We start from the raw sequence: 24,517 nt of genomic DNA, 5'->3' as shown, positions 1-24,517 counted from the left end.
GTGGTTCCGGGGTTGGGCCTCCCTGTCGCTCCGTGGCCAGATCCTCCGTCCGGATGGACGCAGGACACCCCGGCACGGGATGTTGCAACAGGTGTGTATTTGCCGGTGACGCCCGGCATCGGCGGCGGGTCGCCCCGCACAGCCCGCTGATTGTAGCAGGGCACGCGCCGGGCCGCGAGGGGCGGCCGGACGGGCCGGCTGAGGCGGTGGGCGGGATGCGCGAGATGGCAGGCGCGCGGCGGGCGCGGGTGCCGCTTCGGCCCTGCCGTGCTTCGTACCTTGTCTATTGGAGGCGCGATCGAGAGGCGTGACGGGAGTCAGGCCTCAGTACGTCACGGTGACCGTGATGGTGTCGCGGTAGGCCCCGGGCGCGGCGGTCTGACCCGCGGGCACCCGGCCGTGGACCGTCAGCGACTGGGTGCTGGTGCTGCCGGCCGTGGTGCCGGTCGCGGTATCGCTGTTGAGCGTCGCCCCCCAGCGCTGGCTGTGGCCGGCATTGCGATACAGCTCGTAACCGACGTAGTTGCTGCTGGTGCCCAGCCGCATGCGCCGGTTCGTGCCGCTGGCGTGGAGGCCATTGTCGAGTCCGACCTGCCAGGGCGTGCGCCCGGTGCAGGTGAACGTCACCGTCGAGGTCTGGTCGCGGTCGGCGGTGATGAACCCCGGCACGTTGCCGAAGTCCAGGTCGGTGGCGGTCGACAGCGTGCAGCGCGGCAGCACCGTCGCCGTCGCGGTGAAGCCGAACCCGGTGGTGCCGCCGTTGGTGCCGCCGGTCGTGCAGGTGGCCGGGTAGGCCGGTGTGCCGATCAGGGCTTCGGCGTAGCGGTAGCTCAGGCTGGCATGGGTGGCGTCGAAGGCGTTCTGGAAGGTGCCGGCGGCCAGGCCGACCTGTACCGGGACGCGGCCGTAGAGCGTGGCCGAAGTACCGCCGCTGCCCCCCAGCAGCGGAGCACTGTAGGTCAGGTCGACCTGGATCGGTGTCGGCGTCGACGGGGTGGTCGGGCTGCCCGCGATCAGGCTGCGGGCGGCATCGCGGTAGATCTGGAAGCCCAGCAGGTCGCCGAATCCGTTGGCCATCTGCCGCGGCGCGGTCTGCGTGCTGGCCGTGCCGCCGCCGTCGAGGTTCAGGCACATGCGCACGCGCACCTGTGCCAACGCGGTCAGCCCCGTGGTGGTACAGCTGATCGTGACTGTCGCGGTGCTGTCGCGCTGGGTGCTGCCGACATCGGCGAAGGTCATCGGCGTCGTGCTGGCCGTACAACTGGTCGCGGCCTGCGCCGGTGCGACCGGCAGCCCACATGCCAGCGACAGGGCGATCAATACCGGCAGGCCGGTCGGCAGCCATCGCGGGCGCATCATGGCGTCGCCTGCGTCGATACACACGTCAGCGGCCCCAGCCGGGGCACGGCATGGCCGGCCGGTGGCAGCGCGAACCCGGCCTCGCAATCGCGACCATCGGGCATGTGCACCCGGACCCGGCGTTGCTCGCCGGGGCCTTCGAGTCCTTCCAGGTAGACGATGCCGTCGTAGCCGACGATGGCCTGGCCTGCCGTTCCGTCGGTACCCGCCAGGACGGCCCGGCTGCCCATCGCCAGCGGTTGGCCGTCGGCATCGTGCAGCACCAGCAACGCCGCCCGGACCCGGATCACCGGGAACCGCACGCTGACGCCGGCGCGGTCCTGCGGCACGGTCAATTGCGACACTTCATCGACCCGTACGTCGGCCGGCAGCGCCATCGGGTCGAGTCCCAGCCGGTTCTGCTGCCACGCGCGCAACGGCGTCACCAGCAGGTGCCCGCGCGCGTCGGTGCTGCCGATGATCCGGTGCTCGAGCGTCACCGGCACGTTGGCGAATCCATCGGTGCTGACCACGGCGAAGGCATCGTCGACCCGGCGTGCCGGGAACAGGCCGCCGCCCATCCAGACGAGGGCGCCATCGGCCTGCGCATAGGCCTGGCGCAGATCGTCGAAACGGCCGGCACCGAGCATCAGGCGGCCATGGTCGTGCAGCCAGCCTGCTTCGACCAGGCCGCCGCCGGCGTCGCCGAGCCGCAGTTGCGTCCGCCAGCCGAGACCGCCGTCGCCGGGGATCGGCTGCGAGACATCGAGCAGCGCCTGCGTGCTTGCCTGCTGGCGCTGTACGGCGATGCTGGCCTGGCGCTGGCGCGCCAACGGGATCAATACGCTGACGAACAGGCTGCGGTCGCGACGGTCGTCGAGGTTCTGGTTGAGGCTGAGGTTGGCCGACCAGCCGCTATCGAAGCTGCGGTTCCAGAAGGCGCCGGCATAGCGTGCCGGCAGCGTGTCGGGCTCGGAGCGGTCCAGGCGCAGGTAACTGAGGTTGAGGCTGCCGGCGCGGCCGGTGAAGCCCAGCAGCGCGCGATCGGTGCGCGTCGGCGGAGCTGGCGCGTACAGCGCGGCGATGTCGCGGTAATCGCCATGGCTGCGCTGGCTCTGCAGCGACAGGTGCAGGCGGCCGGGCTGCCAGTTGTAGGCGAACGCACTTTGTCCTCCGCTTGCATCGCCGATCCGGCTGCGCACATGCGAGACCGACAGCACGCCCGCCATGCCGAGCAGCCAGGCACCGCCAACGCCGGCGTTGCGCAGGCCGCCACCGCCTTCGGCCTGCAGTTCCAGCGTGATGCGGTCGCTGACGCCACGTCGCAGCGTCGCGCTGGCGATGGTATCGCCGTAGTAGGCGAAGGAATCGATGCCATAGTGGTCGCGCACCCGGCCGACCGCGAGCGACCAGTCGCTCAGGCCCTCGGCCAGAAGCCGCTGGGTGGCATAGAACGGGAAGTCCAGCGTGCGCACGCGGCCGAAGGCGTCGGTGATGACCACCTGCGCATGTCCCGCGCCGCTGATGCCGGGCAGGGTGGTCATCTCGAATGGCCCGACCGGCAGGCTGCCCTGGTACTGGCGCAGGCCATCGACGTACAACTCGACCTCGGACGGCAACGCGACCTCTCCGGGGAAGACCGGCAGCGGCGACGTCACGCGATAGGGCTGCAGGCCGAAATCGCGTCCGACCCGCAGGCCGCCCAGGCGCACCGGTCGGCTCCAGTCGACGAAGCCGGTCAGGGTGTCGCCGATGGTCAGCGACACCGCCGACTCCGGGAACGAAAAACGCCAGTCGGTGTCGAGCCGCACCGAGGCATGCCGCCAGCGCCCGCCATTGGCGGCCAGCGCGCCGTCGACACCATCGCCCGAGTCGGCACGCAGGCGATCGCTGCGCAGCACCGCGGTATTGCGCAGGATGCCGCCGGCGACGCCGAAGACCCGCAGCTCGGTGCCGGTGGTCAACTGCGTGCCGTCGCCGGTGTGGCTGGCGTAGATGTCGTAGTTGAGCAATACGCCACGCGGACTGGCGCTCGCACGCGCCTGCATCGGGTCCTGCTGCCAGCCGACACGGGTCGTGTCCAGGCTCAGCTGCGACAGGGGTGCTTCGATGGCGACATGTTGCCGCGCGCTGTCGAAGCGCACTTCGACGCCCGGGATCGCGTCCAGCGGCAACAGGCCGGCCGTCGCGTCGGCAGCGGCGGCGAAGCCCAGCGCGCGCAGGGTGTCCGGGCCGGCCAGCAGGCGGCCATCGCGCGACACGAACGGCAAGACGCGCGGGTGCGGGACCTGGTTCAGGACCACCGCCAGATGCAGCGGCGTATCGCCGGCCGCCTGTGTTGCCGTCGTCGCGCGGGGGATCGCCGACAGACTGGTGACCCCGTCTTCGGCGGCGGCCGGCAGGGCGATCGCGCCGGCCACCATCACTTCAACGATCCGGCGCCAGCGCACGGGCCCGGGGCTCGCCGTTGAGCGTGGCTTGCACGGTGCCGGCGCTGGCGTCGATGTCCGGCGGCAGCGGCCAGCGTCGTTGCTGTCCCGGCATCACGTAGCCCGCCAGTCCGCGGGCGATGGGCGTGCGCGTGCCGGCGGCATCGACATGCACCAGGTCAGCCAACTGCGCGATCGCGTCCCCGCTGTTGCGGACTTCGATGGCCGGCACGCCGTTGGCGGCGACGATGCGGGTCGACAGCTGCGGGTTGCCACGCCTGTCGGGGTCGGCGACGACGAAGACCGGGATCGAATAACGCATCGCGAAGCGCAGGCCCGTGCGCGGCGGCGCGTCCTCCTCGACCGGCAGTTCGTCGACGACAACGCGGTAGGTCGCATCATGGCCGGGCGCGGGCGGCGTGCCGACATGGACGATACGGACCAGTTGTTCGGCGCCGGGCGCCAGCGTCAGCATCGGCGGACTGACCGCCAGTGCATCGCTGGCTTCCATCTGGTCCTCGCCGTGGTCCTGCCACCAGCGGAACACGCGGATCTGCACCGGCAGTGGCGAGCGGCCGCTGTTCTGCAACAGCAGGCCCTCGGCGCCCTTGCGGGCATCGATGACGATCGTGGTCGGCGCCACCTGCAGGCTGGCCGCGCCTGCCTCCTGCTGCAGGCCCATCGCCAGCAGCAGCGACAACATCAGGGACGCAATGAGGGACGGCGCGATGCGGAGAACGGGGCTGGCCCGCATGGCCATCGTCAATAGACGACGGTGGCGGTGACGACGTCGAGATAACTGCCGGCCGGGACATTCGCACTCGGTACCCGGCCGAAGACGGGAATGGTCTGGGCGGCGCCCGTGCCGGTTCCGGCCAGTGTATTGGTCCCCACCGTGTCGCCCCAGACCAGCGACCGTGCACTGTCGCGATACAACTGGTAGGGCAGGAAACTGGTGCCATCACTCATGCGGCGGTCGGTGACGCCGCCGGTGCCGGCGTTCTGGCCGCCGTCCAGCGCCAGGTTGTAGGCGGTGCCGGACGTGCACTGCACGGTCAGCGCGCCCGCCGCCTCGATATTGACGTCCGTGGACGGATGGTCGCTGAAATCGACGTCTGTCGCGCCAGGGGCGGTGAACAGGCAGGTGCTGGTGATCGACATCCGGACCTGGAAGGTCGTGCTGGTCGATTGCGCCAAGGCTGGCTGGACGACCCCGGCGGCGGCGATCAGGACAAGGCTGGCAAGCAGTCTGGACAAGGACATGCTGGACAAGGACATGGACATCTCTCCGACGCAGGTGGACCCCTTCGACCACGCCGGGATGCTGCTGTCGGCGCCGATCGTCGCTCTTGCATTGCGATCGATTGTGGCGTGAATGCGGACCCTGTTCCGTGACAGGAGTCCGTTGTTGATGAGGGCTCTGTCACAGACATGGATATCACTCGTGGCCTCCCCCGGACGACGCGACAGGGCGCTCGCGCCCTCGGATGGGCCGATGCAGACCATCGCGCGGGCAGGGTCAGCCGTTCAGGCAGCGTCGATTTGGGCGATAATGCGGCCATGAGCATCCCCCTGAAGACCCCCGACGAGATCGAGAAGATGCGTGTGGCCGGCCGTCTCGCGGCCGAAGTGCTGCAGGTCGTCGCCGAACACGTGAAGCCCGGCGTGACCACCGAGGAACTGGACCGCATCTGCCACGACCATATCGTCAATGTGCAGGGCGCGATTCCGGCCAACGTCGGCTATCGCGGTTATCCCAAGACCACCTGCATTTCCGCCAACAACGTCATCTGCCATGGCATCCCCAGCGAGGCCAAGGTGTTGAAGGACGGCGACATCATCAATATCGATGTCACCGTCATCAAGGATGGCTGGCATGGCGACACCAGCCGCATGTACTACGTCGGCGAGCCCTCGGTGATGGCACGACGCCTGGTCGAGGTGACCCGCGAGGCGCTGTTTCGCGGCATCCGCGCCGTGCGTCCGGGCGCCACGCTGGGCGATGTCGGCCATGCGATCCAGCAGTACGCCGAGGGCGAGCGCTTCAGCGTTGTCCGCGAGTACTGCGGCCACGGCATCGGCAAGGTCTACCACGACGATCCGCAGGTGCTGCACTACGGACGCCCCGGCGAGGGCGTGGTGCTGAAGCCGGGCATGACCTTCACGATCGAACCGATGATCAACGAGGGCACGCGCTACACCAAGCTGCTGCCTGATGGCTGGACCGTGGTGACCAAGGACCGCAAGCTGTCCGCGCAATGGGAGCACACGGTGGCGGTGACCGCCGATGGCGTAGACATCCTGACCCGGTTGCCCGGGGACGACAACGACCTGTGACGGCGCCCGCGGCGGGGACACAGGACGCGACTGGCCGCACGGATGAGGTCGACGACGCCACCTGGGTGAGCAGGGCGTCCGCGGCGCTGGCCGCCAATGCCGTGATGCTGGCCCAGCGCTTCGATGCCGAGGACGATCCCAGCCGCCTGCTGATGATCCGCGCGGTGGCGGTTGACAACTGCGTCCGCCAGGCCTGGGCCCGCTGCATCCCGGCGAGCGCCGACATGGCGCTGTTCGCGATCGGCGGCTACGGCCGCGGCGAGCTCTACCCGCATTCGGACATCGACCTGCTGGTGCTGGCCGGCGAGGGCAGCAAGGAGCGCAACGCCGACGCGCTCGGCCGCCTGTTCGCACTGCTGTGGGACGTCGGCCTGCCGATCGGCCACTCGGTGCGCACGCTGGCCGAATGCACGCAGGCTGCCGGCGACGACATCACCGTCATGACCGCGCTGATGGAATCGCGCCCGCTGGTCGCCGACGGCGGCACGATCGCCGCGCTGGCCGAGGCCAGTGCGATCGACAAGGTCTGGCCGCCGCATGCATACTTCCTCGCCAAGCGCGAAGAGCAGCAGAACCGGCACGCGCGCTACGGCGATACCGCCGACAACCTCGAGCCCAGCATCAAGGGCGGCCCGGGTGGGCTGCGCGACATCCAGACGCTGCGCTGGATGTCGATGCGGATGTTCGGCACCCGCGACCTGGAATCGCTGATCGCGATCGGCCAGATCGGCATCGACGAGTATGCGACGCTCGAACGCGAGCACCGGGTGTTGTGCAAGCTGCGTTTCGGCCTGCACTTGGTCGCCGGCAAGGCCGAAGAACGCCTGCGTTTCGATTTCCAGAAATCGCTGGCCGCCCGCCTCGGGCACTCGGGCGATGCCGACAACCTGGCGGTCGAGCAGATGATGCAGCAGTTCTATCGCAGCGCGGCGATGGTGTTGCGCATCAACGATCGCCTGCTGCAACGCTTCGAGGAGCATCTCGAAGGCGAGGCCGAGGTCCAGCCGCTGGACTCGGAATTCGCGATCAAGCGCGGCTACCTGCTGGCGCGCGATGACTTCTGGCCGGGCGGCGACATCGGCCGGGTCTTCGAGATGTTCGCGCGCTGGGCCGACCAGCCACAGGTCCGGCGCCTGCATTCGCATACCGCGCGCGCGCTGGCCGAGTCGCTGCATGCGTTGCCGTCGTACACCAATGCCAGCCAGGAACTGCGCGACGCGTTCATGGATCTGCTGCGCGGGCCATCGCCGGTGCTGACGCTGGAACGCATGGCGCGTACCGGCGTGCTCGGGCGCTGGATCCCCGCGTTCGCGCAGGTGTCCGGGCGCATGCAGTTCGACCTGTTCCATGTCTATACCGTCGATCAGCACACGCTGGCGGTCCTGCGCAACATGGCCTCGTTCGCATCGCCCGAGCGCGACGAGCGCTTCTCGATGGCGCAGGACGTCTGGCCGTTGCTGCCCAAGCCCGAACTGCTGCTGGTGACCGGCCTGTTCCATGACATCGCCAAGGGCCGTGGTGGCGACCATTCCGAACTCGGCGCCGTGGATGCGCGTGAGTTCTGCGAGGCGCATGGCCTGTCGGTGGCTGATACTGCACTGGTGGAATGGCTGGTGCTCAAGCACCTGCTGATGTCGACGACCGCGCAGAAGCAGGACATCTCCGATCCCGGCGTGATCCATCGCTTCGCGACCCTGGTGGCCGACCGCGAGCGCCTGGACTATCTGTACCTGCTGACCTGCGCCGATATCGCCGGCACCTCGCCCAAGCTGTGGAACGCATGGAAGGACCGCCTGCTGTCGGACCTGCGGATCGCGACGCGTTTCGCGCTGCGGCGCGGGCTCGAGAACCCGGTGGCCGCCTTCGAGCGTATCGCCAGCAACCGCGAGCGGGTGCGCGAGCTGCTCGAGGACGAACGCGACATCGACATCGACGCGCTGTTCGCGCGGATCCCCGACGAGACCTTCCTGCGTGCGCGTCCCGACCTGATCGCGTGGCAGGCCCTGGCCCTGCACGGGACCGATCGCGGCGAAGTCGTGGTCAGGGTCCGGCGACTGGCCGGTGCCAACGATGCGCTCGACGTTTTCGTGCATTCGCCAGATCGCGACGGCTTGTTCGCAGCCATCGTCATCACGCTCGATCGCCTTGGCCTGGAAATCCTGCAGGCGCGCGCGCTCGACGGCCCGCAGGCGACGATCTTCGATACCTTCCAGGTCCTGCCCAACGACCGCCGGCAGGCGCCGGACCTGCTGGCGATCGAGCGCAAGCTGGCGACCGTGCTGTCGGGTTCGCTGGACGTGCGTCCCGCGCGTCGCAGCCAGCCACGACACCTGCGGCATTTCCGCACCAGCCCCGAGATCGGCTTCGACGGCAGCGCCGACGGCCGGCGCACGATCATGAGCCTGGTCTGCACCGATCGCCCGGGGCTGCTGGCCGACGTCTCGCATGTGCTGCGCGAGCAGGGCATCCGCGTGCACGAAGCGCGCATCGCGACCTTCGGCGCACGCGCCGAGGACGTGTTCCGGATCAGCGACGAACACAACCGCAATCTTGAAGAACCACGGCGGCAGGCCTTGCATGACGCCCTGTACGCCATCATCGACGGAGACCCCACGCAATGACCGCAACGCCCCCCAATGCCGCCACCGACGTGCTCCGCCAGGACATCGAGACCGCGTGGGAGCAGCGCGCCGGACTGGATGCCGCCCAGGCCCGTCCTGCGGTGCTGCGTGCAATCTCCGGACTGGAGAGCGGCGACCTGCGCGTGGCCGAGCCCGACGGCGTTGGCGGCTGGCGCGTCAACGAATGGCTGAAGAAGGCGGTCCTGCTGTACTTTCGCGTCAACGACATGGCCGTCGTCGACGCGCAGCCGGCGCCGTTCTGGGACAAGGTGGAGTCGCGCTTCGCCGGGTATGACGAAGCCGCGTTCCGCGCCGCCGGCGTCCGCGTGGTGCCGGGCGCCGTCGCCCGCCGCGGCACCTACTTCGGCCGCGATGTTGTGCTGATGCCGAGCTTCGTCAACATCGGCGCGCATGTCGGAGAGGGCACGATGGTCGACACGTGGGCCACGGTCGGCAGCTGCGCGCAGATCGGCAAGCACTGCCACCTGTCGGGCGGCGTCGGCATCGGCGGTGTGCTCGAGCCACTGCAGGCCTCGCCGACGATCATCGAGGACCACTGCTTTGTCGGTGCGCGCTCGGAGGTCGTCGAGGGTGTTGTGGTCGGCCATCACAGCGTCATCGGCATGGGCGTGTTCCTGGGCCAGAGCACCCGCATCTACAACCGCGCGACGCGCGAAGTGTCCTACGGCTACGTGCCGCCGGGCAGTGTCGTGGTCTCGGGCTCGCTGCCCGCCGCCGACGGTTCGCACTCGCTGTACTGCGCGGTCATCGTCAAGCAGGTCGACGAGAAGACGCGCAGCAAGACCTCGGTCAACGAGCTGCTGCGCGGCCTGGCCGACTGAGGTTCAGACGGACGGCGGCCTGCGTTGCCCGCGAGGGCGGCGCAGGTCCCGACACATGTTCCCTTGCGTGATTCGATGGATGGATGCGTGCTGCGATGACGACCAAGATCTACGGGCTGAAGAACTGCGATACCTGCCGCAAGGCGCTGAAATGGCTGGACCGCTTCGGCATCAAGTACGAGTTCGTCGACTACCGCGAGCATCGCCAGGCGCCCGAGGCGTTGACGGCGTGGGCGCTGAAAGCCGGCGGCTGGGACGCGCTGATCAACAAGTCATCCACGACCTGGCGGCAGTTGCCCGACAACCGCAAGCAGCCCGGCTCGGAAGCCGAGTGGAAGCTGCTGCTGCGTGAACAGCCGCAGCTGGTCCGCCGGCCCGTGGTGGTGACCGAGGACGGCGAGCTGACGCAGGGGTTCACCGACAACGGATTCAAGAAGCGCTTCGACGTGGGCTGACGGCGCGAGCCGCGGCATGCGCGGTGAAGTGCGCATGCCACCCGCGTGCAAGCCCCCCACATGCAAGTCATCGACACACGGGTCGTCGAGGCCATGCTGTCACCTTGCGTTCGACACACCCGAAGCATCCACCGATAGCGAGCCTGCCATGAGCGATGTCCTCGCGCTGACCTGCGAACTGATTTCACGCCCCTCGGTAACGCCCGACGATGCCGGCTGCCAGGCCCTGCTTGCAGCGCGCCTGCGTCGCGCGGGCTTTGCGATCGAATCCCTGCGCCACGGAGAAGTCGACAACCTGTGGGCGACCCATGGCACGGGCGGGCCGGTGCTGGTGTTGCTGGGTCATACCGACGTGGTGCCCTCGGGACCGGTCGACGACTGGACCAGCGATCCGTACTCGCCGCAGGTACGCGACGGCGTGCTGTACGGGCGCGGCGCCGCCGACATGAAGGGCAGCGTCGCCGCGTTCGTGGTCGCGCTCGAGCAGTTCGTCGCTGCGCATCCCGACCACCCCGGCACCCTCGCGCTGCTGCTGACCTCGGACGAAGAAGGCGATGCGATCGATGGCGTGCGTCGCGTCGCGGCGACATTCCGCGAGCGCGGCCAGCGCATCGACTGGTGCATCACCGGCGAGCCGTCGTCGACGGCGGTGCTCGGCGACCTGCTGCGCGTCGGCAGGCGCGGCAGCCTGTCGGCGACCCTGGTCGTCAAGGGCATCCAGGGCCATGTGGCGTATCCGGAAAAGGCGCGCAACCCCATCCACCAGGCAGCGCCGGCCCTGGCCGAACTGACCGCGCGCGCATGGGACCAGGGTTACGAGCAGTTCCCGCCGACCAGCCTGCAGATCAGCAACCTGCAGTCGGGCACCGGCGCCAGTAATGTCATCCCTGGCGACCTGCGGGTGCTGTTCAACCTGCGCTACAACCCGCATTGGGATGCCCCGCGGCTGGAAGCGGAATGCGAGGCGATCCTCGATCGCCATGGGTTGGACTACAGACTGCACTGGCATCGCAGCGGCGAACCGTTCTACACGCCCGAAGGCGAGTTGCGCGCGGCGTCGCGCGACGTGCTGGCCGCGTTCGCGGGACATGCGCCGGAAGAAAGCACCGGCGGCGGCACGTCCGATGCCCGCTTCATCGCGCCACTGGGCGCGCAATGCGTCGAGATCGGTCCGGTCAATGCCAGCATCCACCAGGTCGACGAGAACATCCGCGTTGATGCCCTTGAAGCCCTGCCGGTGCTGTACCTGCGGCTGATCGAACGCCTGCTGCGCTGACATCGCAGCGCCGGGCAGGGCATCGGTCAGGTGGTTTCACCTGCGCTTTCAGGTGAAACCAATCCCTGTCCACGCTGGCGGCGGATTTTCCTTGCCAAGTCCGCGAAACCGGGTTAGCGTCGCATCCATGTCGATCCTGTCCACCAACGCCCGCCGCAATCCCAACGGAAACTCCAACCGCAATCGCGGTTCGAATAACCGTGTGCGCTTGTCGCGGGAAGGTGTCCAGGACTAGTCGAACCAGGCTAGACCCAGAACCCCGAAACCCGCGCCTGGCGCGGGTTTTTTGTTGCTTCCGTTTTTCCACGCCAATGCGCTCCATCCCGACCGTTCTTCATTCACCCGCTGCCCTCCCAGGCATCCGGTTCCCATCCAGGAGATTTCCCCCATGTGTTCGATCCTTGGCATTTTCGGCCTGCAGGCAGGCGACGACATCGCGGTGCTGCGCCGGCAGGCGCTGGAGCATTCGCAGCGTCAGCGCCATCGTGGCCCCGACTGGAGCGGCGTCTATGCCGACGACGGCGCGATCCTCGTCCATGAGCGCCTGGCGATCGTCGATCCCGCCGGCGGTTCGCAGCCGCTAAAGTCCGACGATGGCGAACTGGTGCTGGCGGTCAACGGCGAGATCTACAACCACCGCGAACTGAAGGCGGAACTGTCGGCACCCTACGTGTTCCTGACCGGATCGGATTGCGAGGTCATCAACGCGCTGTATCGCCAGAGCGAGGCCGATCCGCAGGCGCCGGCCGATTTCCTGAACCGTATCAACGGCATCTTCGCGTTCGCGCTGTGGGACAAGGCCAAGCGCCGCACAATCATCGCGCGCGATCCGATCGGCGTGGTGCCGCTGTACTGGGGCCATGACCGCGAGGGCCGCCTGCGCGTGGCCTCGGAAATGAAATCGCTGGTCGACAGCTGCGCCGATGTCGCCCAGTTCCCGCCGGGCCATTGGTACGACAGCGCGACCGGCGTGCTGACCCGGTACTACCACAAGGCCTGGCGCGACTATGACGCCGTGCAGGGTGTCGAAGTGGCCAGGCAGGAACTGCGCGAAGCCTTCGAGCGTGCCGTGCATCGCCAGCTGATGACCGACGTGCCCTACGGCGTGCTGCTGTCGGGTGGCCTGGACTCGTCGCTGGTCGCTGCGGTCGCCGCGCGCTACGCCCGCCATCGCGTCGAGGACAACGACACCACCGAAGCCTGGTGGCCGCGCCTGCATTCGTTCGCGATCGGCCTGAAGGGCTCGCCCGACCTGGCCGCCGCGGAGGTCGCCGGCGAAGCGCTCGGCACCGTGCACCACGGTTTCGAGTACACCTTCGAGGAAGGCCTGGACGCGCTGCCCGAGGTCATCAAGCACGTCGAGACCTATGACGTCACCACGATCCGCGCATCGACGCCGATGTTCCTGCTCGCGCGCCGGATCAAGGCGATGGGCGTCAAGATGGTGCTGTCCGGCGAGGGCAGCGACGAGATCTTCGGCGGTTACCTGTACTTCCACAAGGCGCCCAACGCGCGCGAGTTCCATGAGGAGCTGGTGCGCAAGCTCGACGCCTTGAACAACTACGACTGCCTGCGCGCCAACAAGTCGATGATGGCCTGGGGCGTTGAGCCGCGCGTGCCTTTCCTGGACGTGGAGTTCCTCGACGTCGCGATGAAGATGGACGCCCTGCACAAGATGATCGGCACGCGTGCCGACGGCAGCAGGCGCATCGAGAAGTCGATCCTGCGCGAAGCCTTCGAAGGCTACCTGCCCGATTCGATCCTGTGGCGCCAGAAGGAACAGTTCAGCGACGGCGTCGGCTATGGCTGGATCGATGGCCTCAAGGCGCATGCCGAGGCGCAAGTCAGCGATCGTGAGCTGGCCGCCGCGGACAAGCGCTTCCCGGTCAACCCGCCGCAGACCAAGGAAGCCTATTACTACCGCACGCTGTTCGAGCTGCACTTCCCGACCGTGGCTGCGGCCGAGACCGTGCCGGGCGGCAAGTCGATCGCATGCTCGTCGCCCGCGGCGATTGCGTGGGACGCGAGCTTCGCCGCCGCCGCCGATCCTTCGGGCCGCGCCATCGCCGGCGTCCACGAGCAGGCGCTCGCCTGACGCGGGATACGTGTGGGGCAGGTCTTCGACCGGCGACCGGTACAGCGGTCGCCATGGCGGAGGTTCGCGGGTCGAGACGCGCCCTACGAGCGTCGCGTGTTGCCGGCATATCGGGTGCGGTCGGATGCGGAAGGTTGGGGCAGGGCGGGTCCAGACCCGCCACGCGCATGACGTCCGCTCAGCCGCACCAGGCCTTGCGGATGACGTTGCCGGCATCGATGTCGATGTTGATGCGGTCCTGGCGATAGTCGCGCGTCACCGGCTGGTTGGGCGCGATCGGACGGATCAGGCCGGCATGGCTTTCGCGCCAGACGCGTGCGGTGACGTCCTGCGTGGCCTGCTCGCCGATGGCCCATTGCACCTTGTCGGCATGGCAAGTGCCCGACGCGGCGGCGCGTTCGTCGGGTGCGCCAGGCGGCGGTTGCAGCGACGAGCAGCCGGCGGCGAGGGTCAGGGTGGTGACGACGATCAGGCGGGCGAGTGACATGGCGGGCTCCGGCGGGATGTGAGGCCCATTGTGCGCCCGATCGATGGCCCTGATCGACGCGTCCTTGTGTTCGCCAGGACGCGTTCGCGGACATGTCGACACGTGCGTCATGGCGGCGCCAAGTCCGCCGTCCGCCTCGGTCATGATGCCGTTGCGAGCCGGTCGCATCGAACGTCCGGCAGACCGCTTGGCCGGTTCTCCTGGGGCATTGCTTTTTCCGGCGGCGACGTCCGGCGATGGTGCGGTTCGATGCGTGTCCGGACATGCTGCTAAGCAGCATCGACGATGTTCAAAAATGACATACGTATCCGTTCGGAAGTATGTTAGGTTTCCGTTGCCCGATCACGGAAGTGCGGGCGCGAAGGATCAGTCCCCCCACACGGATCCACGCGGTTCCTCGGACACGACGCAGTGACCTTCGCGGTCGCGGGTGTCATGTCATGCATCCGATCATCACCACATTCTGGCTAGGGGGACACCATGGCGTCAGGCCATCCGCAACGCACGCTTCTTGCGACCGCTTTGTTCACAGCGCTCGTTTCCACTTCGATCCCCGTCGTCCACGCGCAGAGCACGGCCGGCGAGGACCAGCCCAAGACCCTGGCGACCATGACGGTCACCGCGCAGAAGCGCGAAGAAGCCGCGCAGGACGTCCCGATCTCGATCACCGCGCTCGATGAGCAGCTGATCCAGGACACTGGCGTGCGCGATATCAAGGACATGCAGATCCTGGTGCCCGGCCTGACCGTCACCAGCACCCAGAACGAAGCGATCACCACCGCGCGCCTGCGCGGCATCGGCACGGTCGGCGACAACGTCGGCCTGGAGTCGTCGGTCGGCGTGGTCATCGATGGCGTCTACCGCCCGCGTAACAGCGTCGGCTTCGGCGATCTCGGCCAGATCGAGCGCATCGAAGTCCTGAAGGGCCCGCAGGGCACGGTGTTCGGCAAGAACACCTCGGCCGGCGTCATCAACGTCATCACCCGCAAGCCCAGCTATACGCAGAGCGCCGAGGCCGAAGTCTCGGTCGGCAACTATGGCGCGATGGGCGTGGCCGGCAGCTACAACGATGCCTTCAACGACCGCGCCGCCTTCAGCGTCTACGCGGCCAAGCGCAAGCGCGACGGCTGGATGGACGTGCGCACCGGCGCCGGTCCACGCGATGAGACCGAAGACTACGACCAGAACTTCCACACTTTCCGCGGCAAGCTGCTGTTCGAACCCAGCGACACGCTCGAGATCCTGTTCGCCGGCGACTACACCAGCCGCGAAGAGAACTGCTGCACCGCCGTGCAGACCACGGTCGGCGGCACTGCGCCGCTGATCAACGCGCTGGCCGGCGGCAAGGGCGTGGCCGCTCCGACCGACGATCCCTTCGATCGCGTGGCCTACAGCAACCGGCCGACCACCCAGGACATCAAGGAGAAGGGCGTTTCGGCCGAGGTCAACTGGGAAACGCCGTGGTTCGGCGGCGCGACGCTGACCTCGATCAGCGCCTCGCGCGACTGGCAGGCGATCAACGGCCTCGACTACGACTTCAGCACCGCCGACATCCTCTATCGCAGTGCCAACAAGGACGAGTCCTTCACCGGCTTCAAGACGCTGAGCCAGGAGTTCCGCCTGACCGGCTCGACCGATCGCGTGGACTGGATGGTCGGCATGTTCTATTCCGACGAAGACCTCAAGCGCAACGAGACCTATCGCGTCGGCAACGCCTACGAGCCGTACGTGTCGACGCTGGTGTACCAGCTGGTCGGACAAAGCCTGGCCGCTTCCGGCGTGCCGCTCAACAATCCGCTGAACCTGCCGCCGGCGGCGTTCCTGTCGCAGGTCGGCGGCCGTCCGTACGGCACCGGCTTCAGCGGGCTGGGCGCGCTGGATCGCTACCAGCAGGACGCCAAGAGCATGGCGTTGTTCACCAACAATACCTGGCATGCGACCGATGCGCTCGACATCACCGTGGGCCTGCGCTACACCAGCGAGAAGAAGGAACTCACGTCCGCCTACAGCAACCCCAACGGCAGCCTGGGCTGCACCGGTGCGCTGACCGACCAGAATCCGGCCAATCCCAACCGCTATGCCAACCTGCGTTCGGCGCTGGCCTCGCGCAGCTCGGTGTTCGCGAGCCTGCCCGCAGCGGCCCAGAACGCGATCATGGCCTCGGCCGGACCGACGATCGCCGGCTACATGTGCCTGCCGTGGGCGAACGCGCTGCACAACGGGCGCAACACCTTCCAGGAGATCGAAGACAAGGAATGGTCCGGCACGTTGAAGGCGGCGTACCGCTGGAACGAGAACGTCATGACCTATGCCTCCGCGGCGCGCGGCTACAAGGGCGGCGGCTTCAACCTCGACCGCGTGCAGTCGGCGGATGGCAACTCGGCCAGCGGCGCCGGCATCACCCCGGTCGCGGACACCTCGTTCGTCGGCGAGTTCGTCGACAGCTATGAGCTGGGCGCCAAGACCACGTGGGCCGATGGCACGCTGCTGCTGAACGCCACGCTGTTCCACCAGGAGTACGAGGACTTCCAGCTCAACAGCTTCCTCGGCACCAGCTTCGTCGTGCGCTCGATCCCGAAGGTCACCTCGTCGGGCCTCGATGCCGAGATCCTGTGGCAGCCGCGGCAGGTCTCCGGTCTGATGCTGCAGGGCGGCTTCATGTATGCCGACACCAAGTTCGGCAACGACATCCCGGGTGGCGACTTCGTCCAGCGCACGCCGCTGAGCACGTCGGGCGCGTTGTACAAGCTGCCCGGCGCGACGATGCCGTTCGCGCCGGAATGGTCGGGTTCGCTTTCGGCCACCTACGAGTGGGACTTCTCGAACAAGCTGATCGGCCGCTTCAACATCGGTGCCAAGTACATGGGCGACTACAACACCGGCTCGGACCTCGACGTCGAGAAGCACCAGGACTCGTACACCGTGGTCAACGCGAGGATCGGATTCGGTTCCAGCGACAAGCGCTGGATGGTCGAGCTGTGGGGGACCAACATCACCGATACCAACTACGTGCAGGTCGGTTTCGATGGTCCGCTGCAGGCGCTGTTCCCGGATCCGGGCAACCCGCTGAACACGTTCAATGCGTTTCTCGGCGCACCCCGGATGTACGGTGCGACCCTGCGCGTGCGCTACTGACGGCATCACCGGCTGATCGATTGACGGTCCGGTGCAACCGGACCTGCGGCCCGCGCGTCTCATGGATGCGCGGGCTTTTTTCTGCCCGTGTCCTTGGTCGGCGACGACGGATCGGTTACAACAGCGGCTCCCCGCAGTGCTGACGACGATGCCCTCGACTCCAACGGACCAGGCCCCACCCGACGACGACACCCTTGGTCGGCTGGCCGAACATGCAGGCGAGCGCCTGCGCGCGGCGCGGCAGATGCTGGTGACCGCGGAAAGCTGCAGCGGTGGCTGGATCGCCAAGACCATGACCGACATCGCCGGTTCGTCGGAATGGTTCGACTGCGGCATGGTCGTCTACAGCTACGAGGCCAAGCAGGCGCTGCTCGGCGTACGCCCGCAGACCCTGGAAACCTATGGCGCGGTCAGCCGCGAGACGGTGATCGAGATGGTCTCGGGCGCCCTGGTCAATTCCGGCGCCAGCGTCGCGGTGGCGGTGACCGGGATCGCCGGGCCCGGCGGCGGCAGCGAGGACAAGCCGGTCGGTACCGTCTGGATCGGCTGGAAGCGTCGCGGCGGTTATGCGCGTGCGCAGCTGTTCCAGTTCGACGGCGACCGCGATGCCGTGCGCCGGCAGACCGTGGCGGCCGCGTTGCGCGGGCTGGAACCGTTGCTGGACTGACGGGCGGCGGAGGCGGGTCGGCCGGAGGCGGGCGGCTGGTCCTGCTCGAACAAACCGGTTGAATTCCGCAAACGTTAGTAGTATTACTACTAACCATGAACCTGACCGACACCCAGCGCAGCATCCTCGAGTTGATCGCCGAACGGATTGAAGCCGAGGGCGTTCCTCCTTCCCAGACCGAGATTGCCCGGGCCTTCGGGTTCAAGGGGATCCGCGCGGCCCAGCATCACCTGGAGGCCCTGGAGGCCGCTGGTGCGATCGAGCGGGTGCCCGGACGCGCCCGCGGCATCCGCATCCTGCATGCACCGCAGCCGCCGCAGCGCACGCTCGCGCTCGAGGGCGCCAACGACGATGTGTTGCGCCTGCCGGTGCTGGGACAGGTCGCGGCTGGTATGCCGATCGGCTCCGGCGCCCACGACGGCATGTCGTCCAGCGACGACTATGTGGTGCTCGATCGCGTGTTCTTCTCGCCGTCGCCGGACTACCTGTTGAAGGTCAAGGGCGACTCGATGCGCGACGAGGGCATCTTCGAGGGCGACCTGATCGGCGTGCACCGGACCAATGACGCGCGCTCCGGCCAGATCGTCGTCGCCCGGATCGAGGATGCAATCACTGTCAAGCTGCTGAAGATCGGCAAGGACCGGATCCGGCTGCTGCCGCGCAATCCCGACTACGCGCCGATCGAAGTGCTGCCGGACCAGGATTTCGCGATCGAAGGCCTGTATTGCGGCCTGGTCAGGCCGAACCGCTGATGCGGGGTTTCCTGACCGGGCAGGGCGTTGTCGTCTGCTGCCCAGGGCCTGCAGATCCCATTAATTTGAATGCCACGCAGGGCGGTCGCAGCCCTTGCGACCGGCGGCTGCGAGGATGCAGCCATTCCCAGAACGAACCCACCAGGACATGACAATGGACGAGAACAAGAAGCGCGCACTTTCGGCGGCACTGACCCAGATCGAGAAGCAGTTCGGCAAGGGGTCGGTGATGCGCATGGGTGACGGCAATGTCGAGCCGGCCGAGGTCATCGGCACCGGCTCGCTGATGCTGGATATCGCGCTGGGAATCGGCGGCCTGCCCAAGGGGCGGGTGGTCGAGATCTACGGCCCGGAATCCTCCGGCAAGACCACGCTGACGCTGCAGACGATCGCCGAATGCCAGAAGGCTGGCGGCACTGCGGCCTTCATCGACGCCGAGCACGCGCTCGATCCGGGCTATGCGCAGAAGCTGGGTGTCAACATGGACGACCTGCTGGTGTCGCAGCCCGATACCGGTGAGCAGGCGCTGGAAATCGCCGACATGCTGGTGCGCTCGAATGCCGTCGACATGGTCGTCGTCGACTCGGTCGCCGCGCTGACGCCGCGCGCCGAAATCGAAGGCGAGATGGGCGACCAGTTGCCCGGCCTGCAGGCCCGACTGATGAGCCAGGCACTGCGCAAGCTGACCGGCAACATCAAGCGCAGCAACTGCATGGTGATCTTCATCAACCAGCTGCGCATGAAGATCGGCGTGATGATGCCGGGCCAGAGCCCGGAAGTGACCACCGGCGGCAACGCGCTGAAGTTCTACGCCTCGGTGCGCCTGGATATCCGCCGCATCGGTGCGATCAAGAAGGGCGACGAGATCATCGGCAACCAGACCCGCATCAAAGTCGTCAAGAACAAGATGGCACCTCCGTTCAAGCAGGTCATCACCGAGATCCTGTACGGCGAAGGCATCAGTCGCGAAGGCGAACTGATCGACATGGGCGTGGAGGCCAAGCTGGTCGACAAGGCCGGCGCCTGGTACAGCTACGGCGATGAGCGGATCGGCCAGGGCAAGGAAAACGCCCGCAACTATCTGCGCGAGAATCCGCAGGTCGCGGTCAGGCTCGAGTCCGAGCTGCGCGAGAAGTTCAAGCCTGCGGAAGCGCCGCGCGAAGAGAATGCGGCTGCTGGCGGCGGTGACGAAGAGTAAGCGCTCGATGGCAAGCGGGTCCTTCCCTCCGGCGAGGTCCGGATCGCGGAGGGGCCTTGCCGGCTCGGCGGAGGCTGCGGACAGGCTGTCCACGGCCTCTGTCCCGGAATCGGGCGCCGCAGCGGACGGCCATGGCAGCGCAAGGCTGCCCGATGGCGACGATCATGGCGTCATGCCCCGGCCTGTCCTCGCTGCCGAGGCCGATCCTGATCCAGGCGCTGGCGCCTTTGCCGGACCTGCTGCCGGCCCAGAGTTGCATGACGACACCGAGGCCCTTGAGGCCCCAGATGCTCCTGCCGGGCCAACTGCCTCGCGCGGGCGCCGCAAACGTCCGGAACTGACCCCGGTCCAGCGGGCCCTTGGCCTGCTGACGCGACGCGAGCATTCGCGCAAGGAACTGACCCGCAAGCTGACCTCTCGCGGGCTGGACCCGCTGGGGGTCGAGCAGGCGGTCGACAAGCTGGCCGACGCCGGCTGGCAGGACGATGCGCGGTTTGCCGGCTCGCTGGTCCGCAGCCGGGCCGGCACCGGCTACGGACCGCTGCATCTGAAGGCCGAGCTGCAGACCCACGGCCTGGACCGGGAACAGGTGGCCCGGGCGCTGGACGAGTTCGAAGGGGACTGGCGACAGGTGGCCCGCGATCTGGTGCTCCGGCGCTTCCCGGACGCAGCCAGTCCGACCGACATGGAACCGGCTCGACGGCGCAAGGCGGTCGAGCTGCTGATGCGTCGCGGCTTCGACGGCGATTGCATTCGGGCCGCGCTGGCGGGTGCGGAGGCCGGATTCGACGACTGAGGCGGCCGCTTTTGCTACTCTTGGCGGTCTCAGGGCTGTCCGCTTTCCTTGTCGCCGCAGATGCGGACCAGGTGAGACGGTACCGCCTGCCCGCATTTGCCAGCCAATGACCACGCAATCAACCTACAGCACTGCGAAGATCCGCAGCGATTTCCTCGAATTTTTCAGTGGCAAGGGCCATACCATCGTTCCGTCCGCACCGCTGGTGCCGGGCAACGACCCTACCCTGCTGTTCACCAATTCGGGCATGGTCCAGTTCAAGGACGTCTTCCTGGGCGCCGAGAAGCGCAGCTACGTGCGCGCGGCCGACGTCCAGCGCTGCCTGCGTGCCGGTGGCAAGCACAACGACCTGGATGCGGTGGGTTACACCGCCCGGCACCACACCTTCTTCGAGATGCTGGGCAACTGGTCGTTCGGCGACTACTTCAAGAAGGATGCCATCGCCTGGGCGTGGGAGCTGCTGACCGAGGTCTGGAAGCTTCCGGCCGAGCGCCTGCTGGTCACCGTCTACCACACCGATGACGAGGCCTATGCGCTGTGGAACGAGGTCATCGGTATTCCCGCCGAGCGCATCGTCCGCATCGGCGACAACAAGGGGGCGCCGTTCGCGTCCGACAATTTCTGGCAGATGGCCGATACCGGTCCCTGCGGCCCCTGCACCGAAATCTTTTACGACCACGGCGAGCACATCGCCGGCGGCCCGCCGGGTTCGCCCGACGAGGACGGCGATCGCTTCATCGAGATCTGGAACCTGGTGTTCATGCAGTTCGACCGCCAGCCCGACGGCACCCTGGTGCCGTTGCCGGCGCCCTGCGTGGACACCGGCATGGGTCTGGAGCGCCTGGTGGCCGTGCTGCAGCACGTGCACAGCAATTACGAGATCGACCTGTTCCAGCGCCTGATCCACAAGGCCGCCGAACTGACGGCCACCGCGGACGTCGAGCACAAGTCCCTGCGGGTCATCGCCGATCACATCCGGGCCTGCGCATTCCTGATCGTGGACGGGGTGTTGCCGTCGAATGAAGGTCGCGGCTACGTGCTGCGCCGGATCATCCGCCGGGCGCTGCGCCATGGCTGGATGCTCGGGGTGCGCACGCCGTTTTTCCACAAGCTGGTCGGTACGCTGGACGAGGTGATGGGCCAGGCCTACCCGGAGCTGACGGCCAAGCGCGATCTTGTCGAGCGCGCCCTGCTGGCCGAAGAGGAGCGCTTTGCCGAGACCCTCGATGCCGGCATGCGGATCTTCAACGACGTCGTGGCCCGCAGTGGCGACGCGATCCCGGGCGAAGATGCGTTCCGCCTCTTTGATACCTATGGCTTCCCGCTCGACCTGACCCAGGACATCGCCCGCGAGCGAGGTCTGGCCGTCGATACCGCGGGCTTCGAAGTCGCCATGAACCGGCAGCGCGACACCGCGCGCAGGGCCGGCAAGTTCGGCGGCGGCGTCACGCTGCCAGCCGACCTGGTCGCCCAGCTGTCGCCGACTGTTTTCCTGGGCTACGACAACCTGCAGGCCGGCGGCCTCCAGGTCGTCGCGCTGCTGCGCGATGGGCGCCCGGTCGAGCACATCCAGGCAGGCGACGACGCCATCGTGATCCTGGACCGGACCCCGTTCTACGCCGAGTCCGGCGGGCAGGTCGGCGACACCGGCGAACTTGATGCCCAGGGCTTGCGTTTCCGCGTCTCCGACACCCAGAAGCTCGCAGGCCAGTTCAGCGGCCATGTCGGTACGCTTGAAACCGGCGCGCTGGCGGTGGGCGACCACCTGTTGGGTGCCGTGGCCGGCGAGCGCCGGGCGGCGACTGTGCTGAACCATAGTGCGACCCACTTGCTGCATGGCGCGTTGCGGGGGCTGTTGGGCACCCACGTTGCGCAGAAGGGCTCGCTGGTCGCGCCCGATCGCCTGCGCTTCGATTTCTCGCATTTCCAGCCGGTCAGTGCGGAAGAGCTCGCCGAGATCGAGCGGCTGGTCAATACTGAAGTGCGCGCCAACCATCCGGTGCAGATCCGCGAGATGGCGATGCAGGAGGCGCTGGATTTTGGCGCCATCGCCCTGTTCGGCGAGAAGTACGGCGAGCGCGTGCGCGTAGTCAAGATGGGCGATTCGGTCGAGCTGTGCGGCGGCACCCATGTCGCCGACACCGGCCGGATCGGACTGTTCAAGCTGGTGTCCGAGGGCGGTGTTTCCGCCGGCGTTCGCCGCATCGAAGCAGTGACCGGACAGGGCGCCCTCGACCATGTCGCCAGCGACCAGCGCCAGCTGCAACAGATGGCCGGCCTGCTCGGCGGGACCTCGGCCGAGGTCGGCGACAAGTTGCGCGGCCTGCTGGACCGCCAACGGCGGCTCGAGCGGGAGCTCGACGCCCTGAAGGCCAAGGCGGCCAGCGGCGCCACCGCCGACCTAGCGTCGACGGCGGTGGACGTGGCGGGTATCAAGGTATTGGCGGCGCGGATCGAAGGCCTTGATTCCAAGGCATTGCGCGACGCCGTGGACAGGTTCAAGCAGCAATTGGGCGATGTGGTGGTCGTGCTGGCCGGTGTGGTTGACGGCAAGGCGACCCTGATCGCAGGTGTTTCAGGTGCAGCGGCGGGACGGGTACGGGCAGGCGATCTGCTCGGGCATGTCGCGGCGCGCATTGGCGGAAAGGGCGGCGGCCGGCCTGACATGGCGCAAGGCGGAGGCCCGGATGGCCCGCAGCTGGTCCAGGCACTGTCGGAAGTACAGGCTTGGGTGGCTGAACAAATGCATTGATTTGGTGGTCTGAGAATGGTTTTAGTGTGTTGACCATCTCGTTCAACCAAAGCATGCTTCACGTTTGTGAACTCTGGCGGGCTGCGAGCGCATCCTTACGATGCGCCAAACTGCTGGGCAAGGCCCTGGGCCTACGGAGATTGTGATGTTGATATTGACCCGGCGGGTCGGTGAAACCTTGATGATTGGCGACTCGGTCACCGTGACGGTGCTGGGCGTCAAGGGTAATCAGGTTCGCATCGGCATTACCGCGCCAAAAGACGTTGCCGTTCATCGCGAAGAGATCTACCAGCGTATCCGCCGTGGCGAGGGTGCCGATCCTGGCGCCGGCGAAGACGCGAACGACTAAAAGTTTGCCGCCGTCGACATGACCCGGTATCCTTTGCACCCTGTTTCGGGACGCCAGTCCCGGGGCAGATGATCGAAACCCGGAGAGTTGCCCGAGAGGCCGAAGGGGCTCCCCTGCTAAGGGAGTATGGGGTCAAAAGCTCCATCGAGGGTTCGAATCCCTCACTCTCCGCCAGTTTCGTTTGTCCATCCCGATCTGCAGAAATTTGTTTTGAATGATTGGAAAAATGGATTGACGAAGTGAATCTGGTTTCGTCATAATTTCGCTTCTCAGTGCGCCCGTAGCTCAGCTGGATAGAGCACCAGGCTACGAACTTGGGGGTCGGAGGTTCGAATCCTTCCGGGCGCACCACTAGAGACAAGCCATCAGGCCGGACAGTCCACTGTCTGGCCTTTTTGCTTTCTGGGCGATGCATTCCTTAGATGCATTCGGTGCATTCCGACGGATGCATTGCGTGCAGATGCCCTTGCGGCTGACGTCACGCCGAATCACGCGGTGTGTGCCGATTTGATGCAGGCAGACGTGGTTGCGCGCATGGGCAAGTCGCGCATGACTTGCAGGCATTGCGTCCCTGAAGACCACGATCCACAGGACGCGTTTTGGATGGCGGCATCGATGGTATCGCCGAACGCAGCCATGCCTGCGCTCGCACACACGGCTGCATGTCGACGTCATCGTCGAAAGCACCCGCAATCCCTTCTTCGATCAGCATGTCAATCAAGCGCGGCTCGCATGCGTGACCGAACGTTCGATGACAGTGCCGTTGATGATCGTTCTGCCGTCGATCGGGCAGGCGATCCGGGAATCCACGTCATCCCGTTGGCCCGTTTTGTCCGTGGATTCCTGCCTGTTTCCACATGCGGGACCACCGCCTGCTGGATGGCTGTCGATGCGGGCATGGCCGACAACGGCGGCCCCAGTTCGTGGGCGCTGAACGCTTGCCTGAAGCATCTGGTGATGGTCGCCGAGCGGAACGCCGGCCGATAAC

General features: G+C 67.2%; 20 protein-coding genes and 2 tRNA genes. 17 read left to right on the top strand and 5 right to left on the bottom strand.

Going from position 1 to position 24,517, the window contains the following annotated elements; genetic code table 11:
- Positions 1 to 324: 324 nt before the first annotated feature.
- From ACYX7E_RS05630 to ACYX7E_RS05615, 4 genes are read right to left on the bottom strand one after another with little or no spacing between them, the layout of a single operon-like run.
- Entirely contained in the window at positions 325 to 1,359 is a 1,035-nt protein-coding gene (locus tag ACYX7E_RS05630) for a Csu type fimbrial protein (protein ID WP_462079592.1), read from the bottom strand.
- Positions 1,356 to 3,788 carry a fimbria/pilus outer membrane usher protein gene (locus ACYX7E_RS05625; RefSeq protein ID WP_462079591.1) on the bottom strand — a complete coding sequence of 811 codons (2,433 nt, stop codon included), beginning with the start codon at positions 3,786 to 3,788 and terminating at the stop codon, positions 1,356 to 1,358. The genes ACYX7E_RS05630 and ACYX7E_RS05625 overlap by 4 nt, the downstream gene beginning before the upstream one ends.
- Positions 3,766 to 4,470, bottom strand: a complete 705-nt coding sequence (locus ACYX7E_RS05620) for a fimbrial biogenesis chaperone (RefSeq protein WP_462079590.1) — start codon at positions 4,468 to 4,470, stop codon at positions 3,766 to 3,768. The genes ACYX7E_RS05625 and ACYX7E_RS05620 overlap by 23 nt, the downstream gene beginning before the upstream one ends.
- A 59-nt stretch (positions 4,471 to 4,529) precedes the next feature.
- The gene (locus ACYX7E_RS05615) at positions 4,530 to 4,928 is read right to left on the bottom strand and encodes a Csu type fimbrial protein (RefSeq protein WP_462079589.1); all 399 of its coding nucleotides are present in this window, start codon (positions 4,926 to 4,928) and stop codon (positions 4,530 to 4,532) included.
- Between ACYX7E_RS05615 and ACYX7E_RS05610 the strand changes: the two genes are divergently transcribed.
- From ACYX7E_RS05610 to asnB, 7 genes are all read left to right on the top strand, one after another.
- A complete protein-coding gene (locus tag ACYX7E_RS05610) occupies positions 4,912 to 5,142 on the top strand; it encodes a hypothetical protein (RefSeq protein ID WP_462079588.1) in 231 nt (76 codons plus the stop codon). The two genes, ACYX7E_RS05615 and ACYX7E_RS05610, sit on opposite strands and share 17 nt — an antisense overlap.
- Positions 5,143 to 5,327: 185 nt before the next feature.
- Positions 5,328 to 6,104 carry a type I methionyl aminopeptidase gene (gene map, locus ACYX7E_RS05605; protein ID WP_462079587.1) on the top strand — a complete coding sequence of 259 codons (777 nt, stop codon included), beginning with the start codon at positions 5,328 to 5,330 and terminating at the stop codon, positions 6,102 to 6,104.
- Positions 6,101 to 8,725 (top strand): [protein-PII] uridylyltransferase, encoded by a 2,625-nt coding sequence (gene glnD, locus ACYX7E_RS05600; protein WP_462079586.1) that lies wholly within the window; start codon positions 6,101 to 6,103, stop codon positions 8,723 to 8,725. The genes map and glnD overlap by 4 nt, the downstream gene beginning before the upstream one ends.
- Positions 8,722 to 9,567, top strand: coding sequence for a 2,3,4,5-tetrahydropyridine-2,6-dicarboxylate N-succinyltransferase (gene dapD / locus ACYX7E_RS05595; protein ID WP_462079585.1), 846 nt, complete (start codon positions 8,722 to 8,724; stop codon positions 9,565 to 9,567). The genes glnD and dapD overlap by 4 nt, the downstream gene beginning before the upstream one ends.
- A gap of 95 nt (positions 9,568 to 9,662) precedes the next feature.
- Complete coding sequence (locus ACYX7E_RS05590) at positions 9,663 to 10,022, top strand: Spx/MgsR family RNA polymerase-binding regulatory protein (RefSeq protein ID WP_462079584.1); 360 nt, start codon at positions 9,663 to 9,665, stop codon at positions 10,020 to 10,022.
- 148 nt (positions 10,023 to 10,170) lie between these two features.
- Positions 10,171 to 11,298: a succinyl-diaminopimelate desuccinylase gene (gene dapE / locus ACYX7E_RS05585; protein WP_462079583.1), complete on the top strand. Its 1,128-nt coding sequence runs from the start codon at positions 10,171 to 10,173 to the stop codon at positions 11,296 to 11,298.
- A gap of 388 nt (positions 11,299 to 11,686) precedes the next feature.
- Positions 11,687 to 13,393 carry an asparagine synthase B gene (gene asnB / locus ACYX7E_RS05580; protein ID WP_462079582.1) on the top strand — a complete coding sequence of 569 codons (1,707 nt, stop codon included), beginning with the start codon at positions 11,687 to 11,689 and terminating at the stop codon, positions 13,391 to 13,393.
- A 178-nt stretch (positions 13,394 to 13,571) separates the two neighbouring features.
- Here the strand turns inward: asnB and ACYX7E_RS05575 are convergent, their stop codons facing one another.
- Positions 13,572 to 13,880, bottom strand: coding sequence for an I78 family peptidase inhibitor (locus tag ACYX7E_RS05575; protein WP_462079581.1), 309 nt, complete (start codon positions 13,878 to 13,880; stop codon positions 13,572 to 13,574).
- 480 nt (positions 13,881 to 14,360) lie between these two features.
- Here ACYX7E_RS05575 and ACYX7E_RS05570 point away from each other — a divergent pair, with 480 nt between their 5' ends.
- The 10 genes from ACYX7E_RS05570 to ACYX7E_RS05525 all read left to right on the top strand — a co-directional run bounded on the left by ACYX7E_RS05570 (position 14,361) and on the right by ACYX7E_RS05525 (position 24,516).
- Complete coding sequence (locus tag ACYX7E_RS05570; protein ID WP_462079580.1) at positions 14,361 to 17,015, top strand: TonB-dependent receptor; 2,655 nt, start codon at positions 14,361 to 14,363, stop codon at positions 17,013 to 17,015.
- A 148-nt stretch (positions 17,016 to 17,163) separates the two neighbouring features.
- The gene (locus ACYX7E_RS05565) at positions 17,164 to 17,682 is read left to right on the top strand and encodes a CinA family protein (protein ID WP_462079579.1); all 519 of its coding nucleotides are present in this window, start codon (positions 17,164 to 17,166) and stop codon (positions 17,680 to 17,682) included.
- Positions 17,683 to 17,777: 95 nt separating this feature from the next.
- Positions 17,778 to 18,434 (top strand): transcriptional repressor LexA, encoded by a 657-nt coding sequence (lexA, locus tag ACYX7E_RS05560; protein WP_462079578.1) that lies wholly within the window; start codon positions 17,778 to 17,780, stop codon positions 18,432 to 18,434.
- 154 nt (positions 18,435 to 18,588) lie between these two features.
- Positions 18,589 to 19,632 carry a recombinase RecA gene (recA, locus tag ACYX7E_RS05555; protein ID WP_462079577.1) on the top strand — a complete coding sequence of 348 codons (1,044 nt, stop codon included), beginning with the start codon at positions 18,589 to 18,591 and terminating at the stop codon, positions 19,630 to 19,632.
- A gap of 253 nt (positions 19,633 to 19,885) precedes the next feature.
- Complete coding sequence (locus ACYX7E_RS05550) at positions 19,886 to 20,428, top strand: regulatory protein RecX (RefSeq protein ID WP_462079576.1); 543 nt, start codon at positions 19,886 to 19,888, stop codon at positions 20,426 to 20,428.
- A gap of 106 nt (positions 20,429 to 20,534) precedes the next feature.
- Positions 20,535 to 23,180: an alanine--tRNA ligase gene (alaS, locus tag ACYX7E_RS05545; protein ID WP_462079575.1), complete on the top strand. Its 2,646-nt coding sequence runs from the start codon at positions 20,535 to 20,537 to the stop codon at positions 23,178 to 23,180.
- A gap of 145 nt (positions 23,181 to 23,325) precedes the next feature.
- Positions 23,326 to 23,529 carry a carbon storage regulator CsrA gene (gene csrA, locus ACYX7E_RS05540; protein ID WP_462079574.1) on the top strand — a complete coding sequence of 68 codons (204 nt, stop codon included), beginning with the start codon at positions 23,326 to 23,328 and terminating at the stop codon, positions 23,527 to 23,529.
- A gap of 81 nt (positions 23,530 to 23,610) precedes the next feature.
- Positions 23,611 to 23,703, top strand: a tRNA-Ser gene (locus tag ACYX7E_RS05535).
- A 100-nt stretch (positions 23,704 to 23,803) separates the two neighbouring features.
- A tRNA-Arg gene (locus ACYX7E_RS05530) sits at positions 23,804 to 23,880 on the top strand.
- 381 nt (positions 23,881 to 24,261) lie between these two features.
- Positions 24,262 to 24,516: a hypothetical protein gene (locus ACYX7E_RS05525; protein WP_462079573.1), complete on the top strand. Its 255-nt coding sequence runs from the start codon at positions 24,262 to 24,264 to the stop codon at positions 24,514 to 24,516.
- Position 24,517: the final 1 nt, after the last annotated feature.

Source organism: Luteimonas sp. RIT-PG2_3 (assembly GCF_054902115.1).
This window is presented reverse-complemented; position numbering and strand designations above follow the sequence as displayed.